The sequence below is a fragment of the Paenibacillus sp. FSL H3-0302 genome (genome assembly GCF_037982245.1).
Lineage (GTDB): Bacteria > Bacillota > Bacilli > Paenibacillales > Paenibacillaceae > Paenibacillus_AQ > Paenibacillus_AQ odorifer.
This window is the reverse complement of record NZ_CP150284.1, coordinates 5,957,826-5,974,332: the sequence shown is the minus strand read 5'-3', so window position 1 is coordinate 5,974,332 and position 16,507 is coordinate 5,957,826. Positions and strand designations below refer to the sequence as shown.

At 43.0% G+C, this 16,507-nt stretch carries 12 protein-coding genes; 7 read left to right on the top strand and 5 right to left on the bottom strand.

What is annotated here, in order from left to right; all coding sequences use genetic code 11:
• Window positions 1-16: 16 nt before the first annotated feature.
• From MHH50_RS26460 to MHH50_RS26450, 3 genes are all read right to left on the bottom strand, one after another.
• Window positions 17-514, bottom strand: coding sequence for a DedA family protein (locus MHH50_RS26460; protein ID WP_076130315.1), 498 nt, complete (start codon window positions 512-514; stop codon window positions 17-19).
• 279 nt (window positions 515-793) lie between these two features.
• Window positions 794-1,591, bottom strand: a complete 798-nt coding sequence (locus MHH50_RS26455; protein ID WP_076098819.1) for a sulfite exporter TauE/SafE family protein — start codon at window positions 1,589-1,591, stop codon at window positions 794-796.
• A 44-nt stretch (window positions 1,592-1,635) separates the two neighbouring features.
• A complete protein-coding gene (locus MHH50_RS26450) occupies window positions 1,636-3,249 on the bottom strand; it encodes a carboxylesterase family protein (protein WP_340033665.1) in 1,614 nt (537 codons plus the stop codon).
• Between the two features lie 134 nt (window positions 3,250-3,383).
• On the opposite strand from MHH50_RS26450, the gene MHH50_RS26445 reads away from it, so the two are divergent.
• Window positions 3,384-4,295, top strand: coding sequence for a LysR family transcriptional regulator (locus MHH50_RS26445; protein WP_076184813.1), 912 nt, complete (start codon window positions 3,384-3,386; stop codon window positions 4,293-4,295).
• A 20-nt stretch (window positions 4,296-4,315) separates the two neighbouring features.
• Here the strand turns inward: MHH50_RS26445 and MHH50_RS26440 are convergent, their stop codons facing one another.
• Window positions 4,316-4,909 carry a YdeI family protein gene (locus MHH50_RS26440; RefSeq protein WP_076098816.1) on the bottom strand — a complete coding sequence of 198 codons (594 nt, stop codon included), beginning with the start codon at window positions 4,907-4,909 and terminating at the stop codon, window positions 4,316-4,318.
• 89 nt (window positions 4,910-4,998) lie between these two features.
• Window positions 4,999-5,967: a LacI family DNA-binding transcriptional regulator gene (locus MHH50_RS26435; RefSeq protein ID WP_076220001.1), complete on the bottom strand. Its 969-nt coding sequence runs from the start codon at window positions 5,965-5,967 to the stop codon at window positions 4,999-5,001.
• A gap of 112 nt (window positions 5,968-6,079) precedes the next feature.
• Here MHH50_RS26435 and ascB point away from each other — a divergent pair, with 112 nt between their 5' ends.
• From ascB to MHH50_RS26405, 6 genes are all read left to right on the top strand, one after another.
• Window positions 6,080-7,492: a 6-phospho-beta-glucosidase gene (ascB, locus tag MHH50_RS26430; RefSeq protein ID WP_076220000.1), complete on the top strand. Its 1,413-nt coding sequence runs from the start codon at window positions 6,080-6,082 to the stop codon at window positions 7,490-7,492.
• 279 nt (window positions 7,493-7,771) lie between these two features.
• A complete protein-coding gene (locus tag MHH50_RS26425) occupies window positions 7,772-9,616 on the top strand; it encodes a beta-glucoside-specific PTS transporter subunit IIABC (RefSeq protein WP_076277176.1) in 1,845 nt (614 codons plus the stop codon).
• A gap of 129 nt (window positions 9,617-9,745) precedes the next feature.
• Window positions 9,746-10,585 carry a PRD domain-containing protein gene (locus tag MHH50_RS26420; protein ID WP_076144575.1) on the top strand — a complete coding sequence of 280 codons (840 nt, stop codon included), beginning with the start codon at window positions 9,746-9,748 and terminating at the stop codon, window positions 10,583-10,585.
• A 149-nt stretch (window positions 10,586-10,734) separates the two neighbouring features.
• Entirely contained in the window at window positions 10,735-11,757 is a 1,023-nt protein-coding gene (locus tag MHH50_RS26415; protein ID WP_036685431.1) for an iron-siderophore ABC transporter substrate-binding protein, read from the top strand.
• 8 nt (window positions 11,758-11,765) lie between these two features.
• Complete coding sequence (locus MHH50_RS26410) at window positions 11,766-13,823, top strand: iron ABC transporter permease (RefSeq protein WP_340033664.1); 2,058 nt, start codon at window positions 11,766-11,768, stop codon at window positions 13,821-13,823.
• A gap of 545 nt (window positions 13,824-14,368) precedes the next feature.
• Window positions 14,369-16,441, top strand: a complete 2,073-nt coding sequence (locus MHH50_RS26405; RefSeq protein ID WP_340033663.1) for a penicillin-binding transpeptidase domain-containing protein — start codon at window positions 14,369-14,371, stop codon at window positions 16,439-16,441.
• Window positions 16,442-16,507: the final 66 nt, after the last annotated feature.

The window sequence follows — 16,507 nt, the reverse complement described above, 5'->3', positions numbered from 1 at the left end:
TAATTTTAGAATTGATTTAGATGTTTATTAATTTTGATAGGATGTGATCTCCAAAGTACGTTCCTACAAAAAAGAACAGTAAGGTCCAACTTAAAGCACTGGGATATGAAATAAGGGCAAATCGTTTATAGCTTGTACCGCTGAGCCCGATCAACATGGGAATGATGTAACGTACAACTGGAATAAACATGCCGATATACATAGCTGTACGCCCACGTTTTTTTAGAATCTGCTCTGCTTTTTTAAAATGTCTGTTAGCTTCAAATTTGCACTTCAGCTTTTGCCCAAAGAATTTACCTGCAAAGTAGGCAACCGTAAAGGCCGTTAATAGCCCTGATAAAATGCAGAAATAAGTCATCCAGGAATTGATAATCCCCATGTGGCTTAGGGTAGCTCCAGTGAGGATTGTAATTTCATTAGGGATTGGAATTCCAAAAGGGCCTAACGTGAAAGCAAGATAAAAAATCAGATATCCATACTGATTGATTAGCTCTAAGACGGTATTACTGGCCAATATGCCACCTCCTTCGCTTACTTCAATACAGAAATCTTAACTAAAAAAACTGAGGAATTAGGTGGGGGAATTCTAAAGAAATCCTGAAGAGACTTAAAATTCGATAGGATTGGCCAAGTCTCTTATTTATAGGGGGCTAAATTATGATAGAAGAAGGGATCCGTTTCTGCCTTGCAATTTGAAATGTCGTTGATATCAAGGAATCAGTCCCACAGTCACAATAAAAAAGTCCTGAGGATCAAGAAACTCTTGATCCATCAGGACTTTTTACATAATGACCTACCCTTTCATCATCAAACGAAGCGAAACGATGATGAGAAAAACGGCTAATAGCTTTAAAAGCAGCTTGGCAGGAAGGCGTTTTGCCAGGCGTGCGCCAATTTGACCGCCGATAATTGCGCCAGGTGCTAGGGCTAACACCATAAACCATTCAACATTCAATAAAAAGGCATGTGTTGTGGTGCTTACGATAGCTGACAGGAAAATTTGAAGCATAGAAGTTGCAACAGCGATATGGGGGGCAAAGCCGAGAAGTAAGGTCATTGTCGGAACCATAAGACTCCCGCCGCCAATCCCAAATAGGCTTGCTACAAAGCCAACAAGAAAACTGATGATTATGCCGGTAGGCATATGATAAGCATATTCGAAATGAGCACCGCTATTATCGGAAAAGCTTCGCTTCACGGTTGGTTTGAAAGGCCAATGGATGGGTTTATTCGGCTTGAACAAGAGCAATAAAGCGACAAGGATTAAGAAAATACCGAAGCTTACGAAAAACATTCTCCCGCCCATTTGCTTGGTAAAGAGTGCACCTATTACTGAACCCGGAATCGAAACGGCGGCAAAGGTGAGCGCTGCTTGATAATCGATTCTCTTCTGCTTTGCGTACACATACGTACTTGAGATGGAGTTGAAAAGCAGCATCGCCATTGATGTTCCAGCCAGATGTGAAGGCTCCATATCAGGAAAAAGGAAAGCCAACGCAGGCACAACGATGAACCCGCCGCCAAGTCCGACCAATGAACCGGAAATGCCAGCTGCTAGCCCGATGACTAAGAGCAGTAAGTAAGTTAGCACAACAGCATGTTCCTTCCTTTACGTGAATTCTACAATCATTTATCTTACCAGAAAAAACGTCCCGCAAATAAATTGTTTTTTAGCCAATTGCGCTGTTCTGCTGCTAAACGGGGATCATTGTCCATTTGGGACAGGATATCTTTTTTTACAAGTTTGCAGACGGATTGAACAATAGTTTGATCCTGGCTAGCATCTAACCAGAGAATTTCCGCAGACCGGGGATTAGGGGTGTATCGTTGCCAAGCAGGTTGTCCCTCAGCATTAGGATTACCGGTATATAGGAAATGCCGTAAATAGTCCCTCATTAGGGAAGAGAGCATGTTACGCCCAGGCTCGTTATGCTCGGAAATTACATCCGCAGGAAATCTTTCCTGGACACCGGAAAAGTCACCTGTATAGAAGGGGATGTCTGCACCATGCGGGGCACCCATAAGAAAACGGATATAAGGATCGATCACTCCGTCTCTTAACCCCCAGGCGAAGCGGTAAGCATAGATGGGCATCTCCGGAATCGCACTTAATAATATCTCTGTAGTCTGCTCTACATTAAATTCTGCATACAGATCGCTCCCATATTGGACTGCAGCTTCATAGAGCTTCTTTTCTTCCAGATTTCCAGCTAACTCTTCCTTTTGCACTAGGGAGAAGAAATGAGTATCCCATAAAGTGAACTCGGAGAATTCGCTGGCAGTGCTGCCAAGGATGATCGGCAGGGAAGGGTGATCGCGGTTATTTAGATTGTCGAAGCCACCAATAGGAATGACCGTGCCATCTTCGATCAAATGGGGAAAAGCAGCCATCTGAAGCCCCGTCTCACGAATGATTTCGACAAAGTGAAAGGCATTCTGACGATATAGGAAGGCGGAAATCTTATCCGCAGATTGTGTGGAAATCCATTCTCTTGCCTCATCTTGAGTGCTGACCATTCCTGTTTTTATTAATAACTCTGTTAAAATGTCATCTGCTTTTTCTTCGCTTTGCTCCGTAACAGCCGTTGTTAAACCTCCGCTCATAATAAAAAGCTTATGAAAGAGCCCTCTGCCCAGCGGTGAAAGGTAAGCAGCTAATGCATTTCTTGCACCTGCAGACTGGCCCCCTAATGTTATGTTCCCTGGATTTCCCCCAAAGCAAACAATGTTATTGTGCAGCCACTTTAGCGCATGAAGAACATCGAGGAGACCGTAATTTCCTGAGTCATCCAAGGGGTCCCCGGTTCGGAGTGAGGGATGCCGGAAAAATCCCATTGCTCCTAAACGGTAATTCACTGTAACCACTATACTATTTGTCTTACACGCCAATTCTCCACCTTGAAAATCCCGTCCCGAACCCCCAATATTTCCGCCGCCGTGGAGGAAGACGAATACGGGTAAGCCTGCCTCGGCATGATCCGGTCGCCAAATATTCAAAAAGAGGCAATCTTCACTGCCGCCAGGTTCCCCTTGAATGAATTGGACACTGCTATTATTAAAATGGCATGCAGGCAATACACCTGTCCAAGGTTCTATCTCACGCGGTGCTTTCCATCTGAGCTTATCTATGGGAGGTTCCGCATAAGGAATCCCTAACCATGCGATCGCCCCAAGTTCTGGCAGACGTATGCCCTTAAGCTGACCACTGGAGACTGTAATAATTTCTTCCATGGGTTCTCGTGTGCTCATTTATAGTTCCCCTTTCTCCTGCAGATTCTTATGTATTTTTAATTCTCTTTATTATAGTGTTCTGCTATGATGATGAAAAATATATTATTATATATAAAATACATAACTCTAAGGTTATAGAAGAGGTGGTTTCGTTGGATTTACTTTCGCTTCGGTACTTTCAAACGGTTGCAAAGCTTGAGAATATGACCCTGGCAGCCGAAATACTCCAAATCTCACAGCCTGCTATTAGTAAAATGATCAAAAATCTTGAGGGCGAATTAAACGTCAAATTGTTTGATCGCACAGGAAAATACATTCGATTAAATGAATATGGAAAGCGGTTTCTTGTGAAAGTTGATTTAGCCCTACAAACGTTAGAGGAGGGGAAAACAGAGCTATTGGACTTGTCTGAGCGACCGACAGGAACTGTAGTGATTTTTATCCAAGCGGGTTCCTATTTGCTTCCGGATATGATCACATTATTTCGTCAGAAGTACCCGGAAGCTCAATTCAAGCTATTGCAGCAGGATCAGGAGATCTCACGTTATCCGGCTTTTGATTTGTGTATTTCTTCTACTCCGCTCAAGATTCCAGGAACAGTGTCCACACCGGTATTAACGGAAGAAATCCTGCTGGCGGTTCCTAATGAGCACAGGCTCGCAACCCGTAAAAGTGTACGTCTGAATGAACTCGCGGAAGACGGTTTTATCAGTTTGAAAATAGGCAAGCAGCTGCGCGAAACGACGGATTCTCTCTGTCACGCCGCCGGATTTGCTCCGCGTATCATTTATGAATGCGATGAGCCTTCGATGGTACGCAGTCTAGTCCGTTCGGGACTAGGGGTTTCTTTTATCCCCGCTGTAACTTGGGGGGGTTCTCAAGGATCCTCTGTTGTGCTTCTTCCCATTGAAGAACCCATAAGTACCCGCACCATTGAAATCTCATGGTATACCAACCGGTACATGACTAATGTCGCTAAAAAGTTCAAGGCCTTTGTTGAGGATTATTACAAGCAGTTAAAAGAAGACAATTTAAAAAAAGAGCCAATAAACCCTAAGGCTTAATTGACTCATTGTCAGCAACGCTAATCATTTAATCCCTTACCCTCAAGGATTTGCGGGATGAATTTTTCAATTCGGGATACGCGGGTTTTGGATTGTTTCGCTTGAGAAAAATGATAAATATATGCGTTTTGCCGTCCAGGCGTTAAGGCTTCAAAAGCAGTTTTCAAGCCAGGAAGTTCAGCGAATTTGGTCTGAAGCTCTTCAGGAATGAGGTAATCCTCTTTCTTTTTTAATTCGACTTCCAAACCCGCTTTTTCAACTTCTATGGCATTTTGAATGTAGGCTTTCAGAACAGCTTCCATTTCAACGATTTGTTGCACATTCGTAAACCGAATCTGGCGCGCTGCCTGCACATTTTCTGTTTGTTGAATTAGAATCCCATTGGGATCCTGTAACAAGGCACCTTTGTGAAAGAGAAGCGCACAATATTCTTTAAATCCATGAATTAATACTATGTTTTTATCATCAAATGTGTAACATGGATGCATCCACTTATAATCTTCGGTCAGCCCGCAATCAAGCACGATCGTTCTCAACTGCTCATATTCTTCCCGCCATTGTTTCGCTTTACTTAAGAATTTATCAACCCTAGGATTCAATACATTATTTGTCATAAAAAACCCCCGTCTTCATCATAATTTTCAATACAATTTTACTGTTTTTTTATGGAATGTACAGTCGGAATCTTCTGAGAATGGGCAACCTATGTTGTCTCCCGTTCGATCAGTTGGAACGATAGGGGCTGCAGCTCCATATCCAGTCCAAGCAGGGTTGGAGCCAGCAGAAGAAAGGCGTTCTCCGCCTGTCCTGCAATCGGATTCCGAACAGTGGTAATTCCGAGTGTCTGTGACAGCTCCGAATTATCGTAACCAATGATGGCTAGATCACAGGGCACATCCAGCTGCTGTCTACGTGCTTCGCTCAGAACGCCCACCGCCACCAAATCATTGGAGCACAGAATGGCATCCGGCTGATCGGGTTGTCCAATTAGGGTTCGCACCAATTGCTCTCCGTCACGGATTCCATAAATCGTGGAGTAATACCATTTCTCAACGATGGGAAGATTATATTTGGTCATGATTTGCTCATAAGCTAGTCGTCTACTCTGGGTATTTATGCTGCTTGGGCGGCCAAAAGCATTAGCGATACGCGTATAACCCCGCTCTATCAAATGCTCTAGAGCGAGTGCATATCCGTCATATTGGTTCATGGCAACTGACGGTATTTCAGGATGGTCCATGCGTTGCCAAGACACAATCGGGCCGTATTTGCAGTAGGAAGTTATGACATTTTTATCGTTAACAGCGGTCAGAATAAGCAGGGCGTCGACTCTTTTTTGTTTGAGATCCTCGAAGGCCTGAAGTTCCTTTTGCTTATCTCCACCGGTGGTATAAATAATCGTCTGGTACCCGTAACGGCCGGAAATTTCGACGAAGCTGTTCATGAAGCACAAAATAAGCTCGTTGAGGTCTAAGGTAATCATGCCGATTTGCTGGGTTTGACCTTTGGATAAAGATATGGCATTCCGATTGGGAACATAGTCCGTCTCTTTCATAATGGCGAGAATCTTCTCCCTAGTTTCCTTGCTGACATGGGGAGAATCGTTCAGGACTCGGGATACCGTAGCTTTGGAAAAGCCCGACAGCTTAGCAATTTCGTCAAGTGTGGACATCGGCTTATCTCCTTTGCAAGATTAATCCTTGACATGTAACGCGTTCCAAGGTTTAGGATTCGGATTAGAGCAGTAAACCTATACTATCACAATAGCAAAGGCGGGAAGAAATATGAACTTACAATTTCCAGAAGGATTCCTATGGGGTGGGGCTGTAGCCGCTAACCAGCTTGAAGGGGCATATCAGGATGATGGCAAAGGCTGGTCTACCCAAGATGTCATGCCGCATGGCATTAAGTCTGCGCCTACAGAAGTTCCTACCGACGATAACATGAAGTTGATTGGTATCGATTTCTATCACCGATATAAAGAAGATATTAAGCTGTTTGCGGAAATGGGCTTTAAAGTATTCCGGACGTCTATTGCCTGGTCCCGGATTTTCCCGAAAGGGGACGAGCTGGAGCCGAATGAACAGGGCTTGCAGTTCTACGACGACCTGTTCGACGAGTGTCATAAATACGGCATCGAACCGCTAGTTACGATCTCCCATTATGAGACCCCGCTGCATTTGGCACGAGAGTATGATGGATGGGTTAACCGTAAGATGGTGGAATTTTACGAGCGTTATGTGAGAACGATCTTTAATCGTTACAAGAACAAGGTCAAATACTGGCTGACCTTTAATGAGATCAATTCTATCCTAGAGTTCCCATTTATGAGTGGCGGAATCAATACTCCATTGGAAAAATTGAGTAAGCAGGATCTGTATCAGGCCATTCACCATGAGTTCATTGCAAGTGCTTTGGCGGTAAAAATCGGTCATGAGATCAATCCTGATTTCAAAATAGGCTGCATGGTGCTGAGCATGCCAATTTATCCGCTCACTCCGCATCCGGACGACTTGATCAAGGCGATGCAAAGTGATCACAAAAATATGTTTTTTGCGGATGTTCATAGCAGAGGTTATTATCCAGGCTATATGAAACGGTTCTTTAAGGAAAATGGAATTCACATTCATTTCGAGCCAGGGGACGAGGAAATTCTAAAGCATACCGTGGATTTCATATCGTTCAGTTACTATATGAGCACATGTGAAACGGCTGATCCGGAGAAACAGATCAGAGGAGAAGGAAACCTGCTGGGCGGGGTACCGAATCCGTATCTGGAAGCGAGCGAATGGGGTTGGCAGATCGATCCGCAGGGCTTGCGTTATGTGATGAATATGTTCTATGACCGATACCAAAAACCGCTGTTTATCGTGGAAAATGGCCTTGGCGCCGTCGATCAGCTGGTTGTAGACGGGAACGGTGAGAAGATCGTAAACGACGATTACCGGATCAATTATTTGCAAGATCATTTGGTTCAAGTAGCGGAAGCTATTGCTGATGGCGTGGAAGTTATGGGATACACAAGCTGGGGCTGCATCGACTTGGTTAGCGCAACAAGCGCCGAGCTGAAGAAACGTTATGGTTTCATTTATGTAGATCGTCATGATGATGGTTCAGGTACACTGGAGAGATACCGTAAGAAGTCCTTCCACTGGTACAAAGAAGTAATTGAATCCAACGGACAAAGCCTGTTCTAAAAAAAGTCCTGATAATCAAGATATTCTTGATCTATCAGGGCTTTTTTTGTTATCCAATATTATACAGACCGTGGTTTATTGTTGACATCATTAATTGAACATGTTAATTTGTAAATAATAAATTAATCGGATATCAGGATTGCTACTGCATAGCAGGCAAAACCTAAGTTTCATTTATGATTACGGGGATAATCTCTCTCGTACATAGATGTGATTTAGGTTTTTTTGTGTTCCCTGATAACCGTGATTAATTGATCTGTTACAAAGGGGTGTATAAAAATGAGTTATGAACAGCTAAGTAAAGACATTATTCAATCTGTCGGTGGGGAGAAAAATATTAACAATGTGATTCATTGTGCCACGCGACTAAGATTCACACTTAACGATGAGCAAAAAGCTGATAAAGAAAATTTGGAAAAAATGAAAGGGATTATTGGGGTAGTTAGCAAAGGGGGACAGTTTCAAGTTATAGTGGGTACCCATGTTGCTGATGTGTATAAAGAAATTGCCAAATCCATATCCCCTAACAGTGACTCTGGCGAGAACAAGGTAAAGAAACCTATAGGGACTCTGATTTTTGATGTTATTTCTAGAAGCTTTTCGCCTCTGATTGGTGCTTTAGCAGGTGCGGGTATGTTGAAAGCGCTATTAACCGTACTTGCTTCGTTACATGTTCTAAGTGCGGATAGTGAAACTTACAAAGTATTAGCCGGCGCTAGTAATGCTGTGTTTTATTTTCTACCCATTTTCTTAGGAATTACGTTATCGATTAGGCTGGGTGTTAATGCTTATGTGGGTGGTAGTATCGGTGCGGCTTTACTTGAACCTAATATTACGGGATTAGCAAGTGTTGAATCTCCACATTTTTTAGGTATTCCTTTAGTAATTTCGGACTATTCATCAAGCGTGTTTCCGATTTTTATCGCCATCTGTATATACGCTTTATTGGATAAGCAGCTAAGAAAGTTTATACACAAGGATTTGCAGATGTTCTTGGTCCCTATGCTATGTTTGATTGTCATTGTTCCGTTAACTATTTTGGCTTTCGGACCGTTTGGCGTGAATGTAGGGAATTTAATTGGAGACGCTATTTTGTTCCTCAGTACGAAAAGCGGTATTGTTACAGGGGCAATTGTGGGAATAGCTTGGACGTATTTGACTGTACTCGGATTGCACTGGGGACTTGTGCCAATTATTCTTGAGAACATTGCTAAGGGTGGAGATCCAATATATGCAATGGCCGGCATGGCCATCTTCGCGCAGCTGGGTGTAGCGTTGGGTATCTTCCTGAAAACAAAGGACAAACAGTTGAAAACATTGGCCGGCAGTACATTTATACCAGGCGCGCTTTCCGGTGTAACTGAACCTATTATTTACGGTTTGCTGACTCGTTACAAACGGACTTTCATTTATGTAACCATTGCCGGCGGTGTAGGTGGAGCACTTAGTGGTCTTTTCAAAGTGAAGATGGAAGTCTTCGCATTTGTGAGCGTATTAAGTCTTCCCGCATTCTCTCCGCTGGTCGTTCAAGCGATTATAGCAGGTGTGACCATTGTATTGGCTATGGTAATTACCATGGTATTTGGTTATGAAGATAAAAAGAAAGTGAATATTGTAGAAGAAAAAACGAATACTGAAAAAAGCGGGGTTATCCTCCCTCACGCCGTTAAAAGTTCAACCGTTGTAAGCCCTCTGGCTGGTAACGTAATCCCGTTAACCTCAGTAGATGATGCTGCCTTTGCTTCTGAAGCAATGGGCAAGGGGATTGCAATTGAACCCACAGAAGGTAAGCTTTATTCACCGGTAAGTGGAGTTGTATCCACTATTTTCAGAACAGGTCATTGTATTGCGGTAGTATCGGATGAGGGTGTTGAGGTCTTGATTCATATCGGTATAGAAACCGTGAAGCTAAAAGGTAAATACTTTGATGTGAAGGTGCAAGAAGGAGCAACCGTTAAACAGGGTGATCTATTGATTGAGTTTGATTTTGAACAAATAAAAAATGAAGGTTATCAATGCACAACACCGATAATTATTACCAATACGGCTAATTATAGTGATGTGATTGGTACCAATAAAACAGTTATTACACCGGGTGAAGATTTGCTGACTGTTGTAGTGTGATCTATTGAAGAGTCATAAGGTATGAATGGAATCGATCTCTTAGTACTGCTACTTAGAGATCGATTTTTTATTATAGAATACTATAAAAAAGTGCTAGCTTCGTAAGATGAAAAGGTAAGGAGCTGTAATATGCGGATCGAAAAAGTGTTAAACAACAATGTTGTTACTGTCATAGATGACCAAAATTTTGAACTAGTAGTTATGGGAAGAGGACTGGCCTTTAAGAAAAAACGTGGAGACTTTTTAGAAGAAGATAAAATTGAAAAGATATTCACTTTAAGTAATCAAAAACTTTCAGATAAGCTAAAAACGCTGCTTTCCGAGATTCCAATCGAGCACATGGAGCTCTCAGAAGAGATTATTAACTTCGCCAAACTGCAGCTCGGTAAAATGCTGGATGACAGTATTTATGTTAGTCTGACAGATCATATCAGTTTTGCGCTGGAGAGATTCTCAAAAGGGATGAAGATTAAAAACGCCATGCTTTGGGAAATCAAAAAATTCTATAAAGAAGAATATGAGGTTGGGAAAGCTGCGCTTCAAATTATACATTCCAAGCTCGGAGTCAGACTTCCCGAAGATGAGGCCGGACATATTGCGCTCCATCTGGTGAATGCAGAACTAAATGAAGAGATGCCTAACATGGTGAATATCACCAAGATCATGAACGACATCCTAAATATCGTGAAGCGCCATTTCAGGCTAGAGTACGACGAGGAGTCCCTTGCTTATTACCGTTTTATCACTCATTTGAAATTTTTTGCACAACGTCTCATCAACGGTACTCCACCTCCTGATAATGAGAATGGCTTATTTATTTTGGTAAAGCAGCAGTATAAGGAAGCTTTCGCAAGCGTCGAGAAAATTAAAATCTATATTGATAAAACATATAATCGGGAGTTAACAAATGATGAAATGCTGTATCTGACCATACACATTGAAAGAATTACAAACCAGATCATGGAGTAGGGACGGTTAAGCATTAAATTTTAACTTTGACTTTCGGGAGAATCGCGTATAAGATTACTAATATGTTTTCTGTGATAATCATTATCAATAGATTGATAACGGTTATCATGGAATCAACTTCGAACGTTGAATCCAGGGGGATAAAGCAAATGCACAAAAGGTTAATTAGTTTATTTATGGTTATTGCTATTATATTGGTCGTATCAGGCTGTGGTACTAACCAAAAGAACAATTCAACATCGAACGCGGGAGCAACTGATAAACCAGCTGCTGAAAACGCGGGCAGTGAATCTACAAGTGGTCCTATTGTATTAAAGGATTCTAAAGGTGAGATTACGCTGGACAAACCTGCGCAAAAAGTTGTGGTATTGGAATGGACCTTTACAGAGGATGTTATTGCACTGGGAGTGCAGCCAGTAGGTAACGCAGATAACGAAAACTATAAGCTGTATGTAACTTCTGAAGCACCACTTGATGCAAACGTGACTGATGTTGGTTCCCGTGACGAGCCAGATCTGGAGACAATTGCTTCATTAAAGCCTGATCTGATTATTGCCAATACGGGTGGGCATGAAGGAATTTATGATCAACTTAAAAGTATCGCTCCAACACTGATCTTCGGCTTGTATCCGAATGAAGGAGAAGGTAATCAGTACACGCTGATGGAAGATACTTTCAAAACGATTGCAGCGGCAGTAGGTAAAACAGCAGAAGCCGATAAGGTTCTTGCTGATTTGGATGCACATTATGCAGATGCAAAAGCAAAGCTGGCTGATGCAGGCAAAGAAGGCTTGAACTATGTACTGACACAAGCATACAGCTACCAGAATGCAGCAACGATGCGTCTTTTTACAGATAATTCACTTGCGGTACAAACTTTGGATCGGATCGGTCTGAAAAACGACTGGAAACCCGAAAATTTCGAAGTTTACGGATTCAGTACCTCTACAGTTGAAGCATTGCCTGCGGTTCAGGATACAAATCTGATCTATATCGTCCAAGAGGATGATAATATTTTCACGAAAGAACTGAAGGATAATTCCGTTTGGAATGGCCTTAACTTTGTGAAAGAGAATCGCACCTTCGGATTGAGCAGTACTACTTGGGTGTTCGGCGGTCCGATCTCCTCTAAAGTTATCGTGGATGAAGTTGTAAATACATTAACGAAATGAGTGCGGTTATGAACGAAAAGAGTAGCAAAGAAGCCTCTATCGGCATGAACTGGCGGATCATTGGAATATTTGGGGGCGGCTTTGCCGTCCTCTTCATTCTGTTCGTTTTAAGTTTGGGCTTTGGGGAAGCCAAGATCCCTGCAACTACTGTAATAGATGGCTTGCTGAATCGCCAAGATATAATGGAACATAATCTGCTCTGGGATATCCGCATGCCACGTACAGTTATTGGTCTGCTGGCCGGGGCTGCTCTGGCTGTGGCTGGGGCATTATTGCAAACTATAACGAAGAACCCGCTTGCTTCCTCAGATACACTTGGGATTAATGCCGGGGCATACTTTATGGTCGTGCTTGGTATGGTAGCTTTTCCTGCTTTGCAGCATGAGTTTCCATTTTTGTTGGCAGTTGCAGGGGGACTGCTTGCTGCTTTAGCCGCTTATTTATTGAGTGGAGGCAAGGCGGCCACACCTGTTCGGCTGGCTTTGTCAGGTATGATCGTCTCCATGGTGCTCGGAGCGTTTACATCGGCCATACATATTTTTAAAAGAACAGAAACACAAAATCTGTTTTTATGGGGTTCAGGTTCCCTAATCCAGTTGGATTGGGACGGTGTTATATATGCCTGGCCTTTTGTCGTAGTGCTGCTATTGGCAGCGATATTTGCCGGCAGACAATTTGATGCGCTGGAGCTCGATGAGTCAACGGCCCGTTCACTTGGACAGCGAGTAGGGTTAATTCGGGCGACGGGGCTTGGCCTATCGGTATTAATGGCTGCGGTTGTAGTCAGCGTGGTCGGACCGATTGGCTTCGTCGGCTTAGTGGCTCCCCATCTTGTCCGGCTTAGTGGAATTCGCAAGCATCGCCTGCTCATTCCTGCAAGCGCGTTGTGGGGAGCCTTGCTCATCACGGCAGCGGATACGCTAGCGCGTGTAGTGCGAAGCAGTGTGGGAGAAATGCCTGTTGGTGCAGTTATGGCGATTATTGGAGCCCCGTGGCTCATTTGGCTGGTACTCACCAAGATGAAAAATATATCGGGCTCAGGCGCTGGCCAATCATCGATGAGCATTGGTGGAGCGGGGCTGCGTCTGCGCTTTGTGCCGACGGCTATAGTTATGACCGTGCTGCTCATTGTTATTATCCTCGTAAGCTTATCGTTTGGGGGAACAAAAATACCGATCAGTGAATTGCTAAGTAGTCTGTTCCATAGGGGGGATCAATCCTATTCCGTCCTGCTGAATTTACGGCTTCCCCGTACACTCGTAGCGGCTGCAGGAGGGATCGCACTTGCAATCAGTGGTGTATTGATTCAAAGTGCTGTTCGAAATCCATTGGCAGATGCTTCTATTATTGGTGTGACCTCAGGGGCTGGCTTTGGTGCTTTGGCCGTAATGACCGTTTGGCCAGCATTGACGGTATTTGCAGTTCCGCTTGCCGCAATCGTGGGTGGGGCACTGGCTGCTGCTTTTGTCTTTTTTATGGCCTGGCGCAGGTCCTTGAATCCATCGGTTCTGATCTTGCTTGGAATCGCAGTCTCTGCTATTGCCTCTGCGGGAATCCAGGTCATGATCGTCAAAGGAAGTTTATGGAGCAGTAGCTCCTTAATTTGGTTAACGGGTTCGACTTATGGACGAAGCTGGAATCAATTTTACATCCTATTTGTATTCCTGCTTGTACTTGTTCCGATTGCATACTATTTGGGCCGAAAATGCGATTTGTTGGCATTTGGTGACGAGAGTTCAACAGGATTGGGCTTGCCGGTTCGAGGAACGCGGCTTTGGGCTATGATTATCGGCGTTTTGCTTGCAGCGGGAGCCGTTGCAAGTGTGGGAACAATTGGCTTTCTCGGACTCATGGCGCCGCATGCGGTGCGGATGATGATTGGTCATCATACGAGACGCTCGATTGTTTTGTCAGGATTACTTGGCGGCTTGATGCTCGTCATTGCCGATACGCTCGGAAGAACCATAATGGCGCCGAAAGAAATCCCTTCAGGCCTTATTATTATGCTGATTGGGGCTCCGTATTTCTTGTTTCTAATGTACCGGTCACAGGTTAGAAAAGTGTAGATTTTGTTATAAGAAAAAATCAGGGGGTGCCCCATCAGCCGTAAAATGGCTGCTGGGCACCCCCTGATTAATTAGAGCTTGCTCCATCAAGAACGCCTCAAACATCGTTTCATCTGTTTAAAATTCCCCTTCCTTACGCTACAGCTATCGGACACAGATGACCTTAAACGCAGCTTTATTTCGCATTTGAAGTGACAACGGACCGCATAGTCGCTATTGGCATGAAAAGCACCCGATTTGCCCTTCTTCCTATGAAATAACGTCATTGGAGTCCGAAACCAAGCTCCAAAGGCTAAAAATGGGCATATAACGTCATCTGAGTCCGTAGGCCTCAACGAATGATGACAATTTATTGGTGCAGGCCACCAACGCCCATAAACAAAAAGCAGCGATTCTCCCATACCGGGGAAAGCTGCTTTTTTAATTGGATATTATCGATTTGTGAACAATTATTTAACTATTATTCTTAATTTTGTATATTTCCATTTGCTAGTTTATACTTTAATCTTATGCTGTAGAATTTTGGAAATAAGGAGTGGGATTATGTGAGGCTCTTCGACAGAAAAGGTGTACAAGACGACAGCAAAACTATTAACAACTCTGGCGAATTAAGAATCAACATTTTTTTCTTTAGCACTTTTATTATTTTTTGTGTGATTATCCTACGCCTTGCGGTCTTGCAATTTGTCGAAGGACCTACGTTATCTGAAGCTGAGGCTAATCGGGATACGAAAATAGTGGCATTATCGGCATTGAGAGGGAATATCCTCGCTGCTGATGGTGAGAAATTGGCATACTCAACGCCCGTTCAATCTTTGTACCTTACTTTGGATAAGGAATATACCGCAACAAAAACAGATAAAACTACGAAAAAAGTTACCTTAACTGCTGAGGCAAATAATAAATCAAAGGCGCTCGCCAGCAAGTTAGCAGAAGCCTTCGAAACTTATGGTGATTCTAATGAGAAAAAACTAACCACAGAAGAGATCCTTGAGTCTATGGATTTATATTCAAAAAAACTCTCTGGTTATGTAGCGCGAAGAATTAAATCAGGTTTAACTAAGAAAGAAATCGCTTATTTTTTAGAACACAAAAACGAATATCCAAACCTTGAAGTGATAGAGGAAAGCAGCAGGCATTATGATACCGATACGGTGGCTGTACAAGCTGTTGGCTACGTGAAATTTTTCAAATCCTCTACTAGTTTAGATCTTTATAAGGATGTACTTCAGGCGATGAAAAATAATCAGCACCCTGGACTTAACTATAAAGAGGATGAGCTAGTAGGCTTTGATGGCTTGGAGCTGCAATACCAGAAGGAGCTTCGGGGACAGAATGGTTATAAGGAAGTTTCTGTAGATCCGCAGAATATGGCAGAAAAAATTGTGAGTATTGAACCCCCGGTCAAAGGAAGCACTATCTGGACGAACCTTAATAAAAAAATTCAGCTGAAGACCGAAGAAGCCATTAAAGATCAGATTCAGTGGTTGCATTCACACACCGTTCAGGGAGAAACACATCCTGATGCTTTAACAGGTTACGCTGTAGCCATGGAAGTGGATACAGGTAATATTATTGCAATGGCAAGTATGCCTGACTATGATACCAACAGCTGGGCTACGGGTTCGATCTCTCCAGAGGTGTATAAAAAAATTGAAAAGCATTACCAAAATGGAACGATAACTCCATACTCATCGGGAAGATCAGGGCATAATTTTGAATCCACCGTGCTACTTGGTTCGACCATAAAACCATTGAGTGTGTTAATTGGCTTAAAAGAGGGCTTTATAAGTACTTCTTCTACTTACCAAGATAAGGGGATCACCTCATTTGGTAGGGAAGGACATGAGACTAATGTAAGGAACTCATCCAATCATGTTTACGGCTCTTTGTATCCTTATACAGCCATTGAAAAATCTTCAAACGTATATATGGTTGATATGATCGGGAAAAAATTGTATGACAAATACAAGTCTAAGGGCATTGGGGTATGGGACACATATATGAAAGAATTCGGTCTAGGTGTTCCAACAGGGATAGGTTTACCAAGGGAATACTTGGGTGATCTGAATTATAAAGCTGAAGCTAAAGCGGGTTCAGTTCAGTCGGCACTTGTTTATGCTTCTTTTGGGCAGCAGGGACGTTATACCGTTCTTCAGTTGGCGCAATATGCGGCTACACTAGCCAATGAAGGGCAACGAATCAAACCACAGCTAGTAAGCAAGATCACGGACTCCAAAGGTAAAGTTATCAAAGAATTCAAACGGGAAGTGCTTGATGAAGTGACTACTTTCGATAAATCCTATTGGCGGGAGATAAAGAAAGGGATGAACAGTGACGTTAAAAGTGCCTTCGGAGATTTCCCCTATGATTTTGCGCGTAAAACAGGAACTTCACAACAGACGGATAGTAAAAACATAAACCGTGATAACGGAGTATTTATAGCTTTTGCACCACGTGAAAATCCAAAACTTGCTGTAGCTGTAGTTATTCCTGAAGGCGGATTTGGATCTAGCAGTGCAGCACCTGTAGCGAGAAAAATTTTTGATGCTTATGATTGGGAGTACGGATTGGATGGAATTCCGAAGAAAAATGTGGATAAAAGTATCAGCGAATAACACAAAGGAGAGAGCGCACACTGCGCTTTCTTTTTCTTTTTACAGAGCGGTTTGTGGCGGATCGAA

Bases quoted from the DNA above. Each gene is read 5' to 3' on its own strand.
- MHH50_RS26410 (WP_340033664.1), top strand. From the start codon at position 11,766: ATGAACGAAAAGAGTAGCAAAGAAGCCTCTATCGGCATGAACTGGCGG.
- MHH50_RS26440 (WP_076098816.1), bottom strand. From the start codon at position 4,909: ATGACAAATAATGTATTGAATCCTAGGGTTGATAAATTCTTAAGTAAA.
- MHH50_RS26425 (WP_076277176.1), top strand. From the start codon at position 7,772: ATGAGTTATGAACAGCTAAGTAAAGACATTATTCAATCTGTCGGTGGG.
- MHH50_RS26415 (WP_036685431.1), top strand. From the start codon at position 10,735: ATGCACAAAAGGTTAATTAGTTTATTTATGGTTATTGCTATTATATTG.
- MHH50_RS26420 (WP_076144575.1), top strand. From the start codon at position 9,746: ATGCGGATCGAAAAAGTGTTAAACAACAATGTTGTTACTGTCATAGAT.
- MHH50_RS26450 (WP_340033665.1), bottom strand. From the start codon at position 3,249: ATGAGCACACGAGAACCCATGGAAGAAATTATTACAGTCTCCAGTGGT.
- MHH50_RS26435 (WP_076220001.1), bottom strand. From the start codon at position 5,967: ATGTCCACACTTGACGAAATTGCTAAGCTGTCGGGCTTTTCCAAAGCT.
- ascB (WP_076220000.1), top strand. From the start codon at position 6,080: ATGAACTTACAATTTCCAGAAGGATTCCTATGGGGTGGGGCTGTAGCC.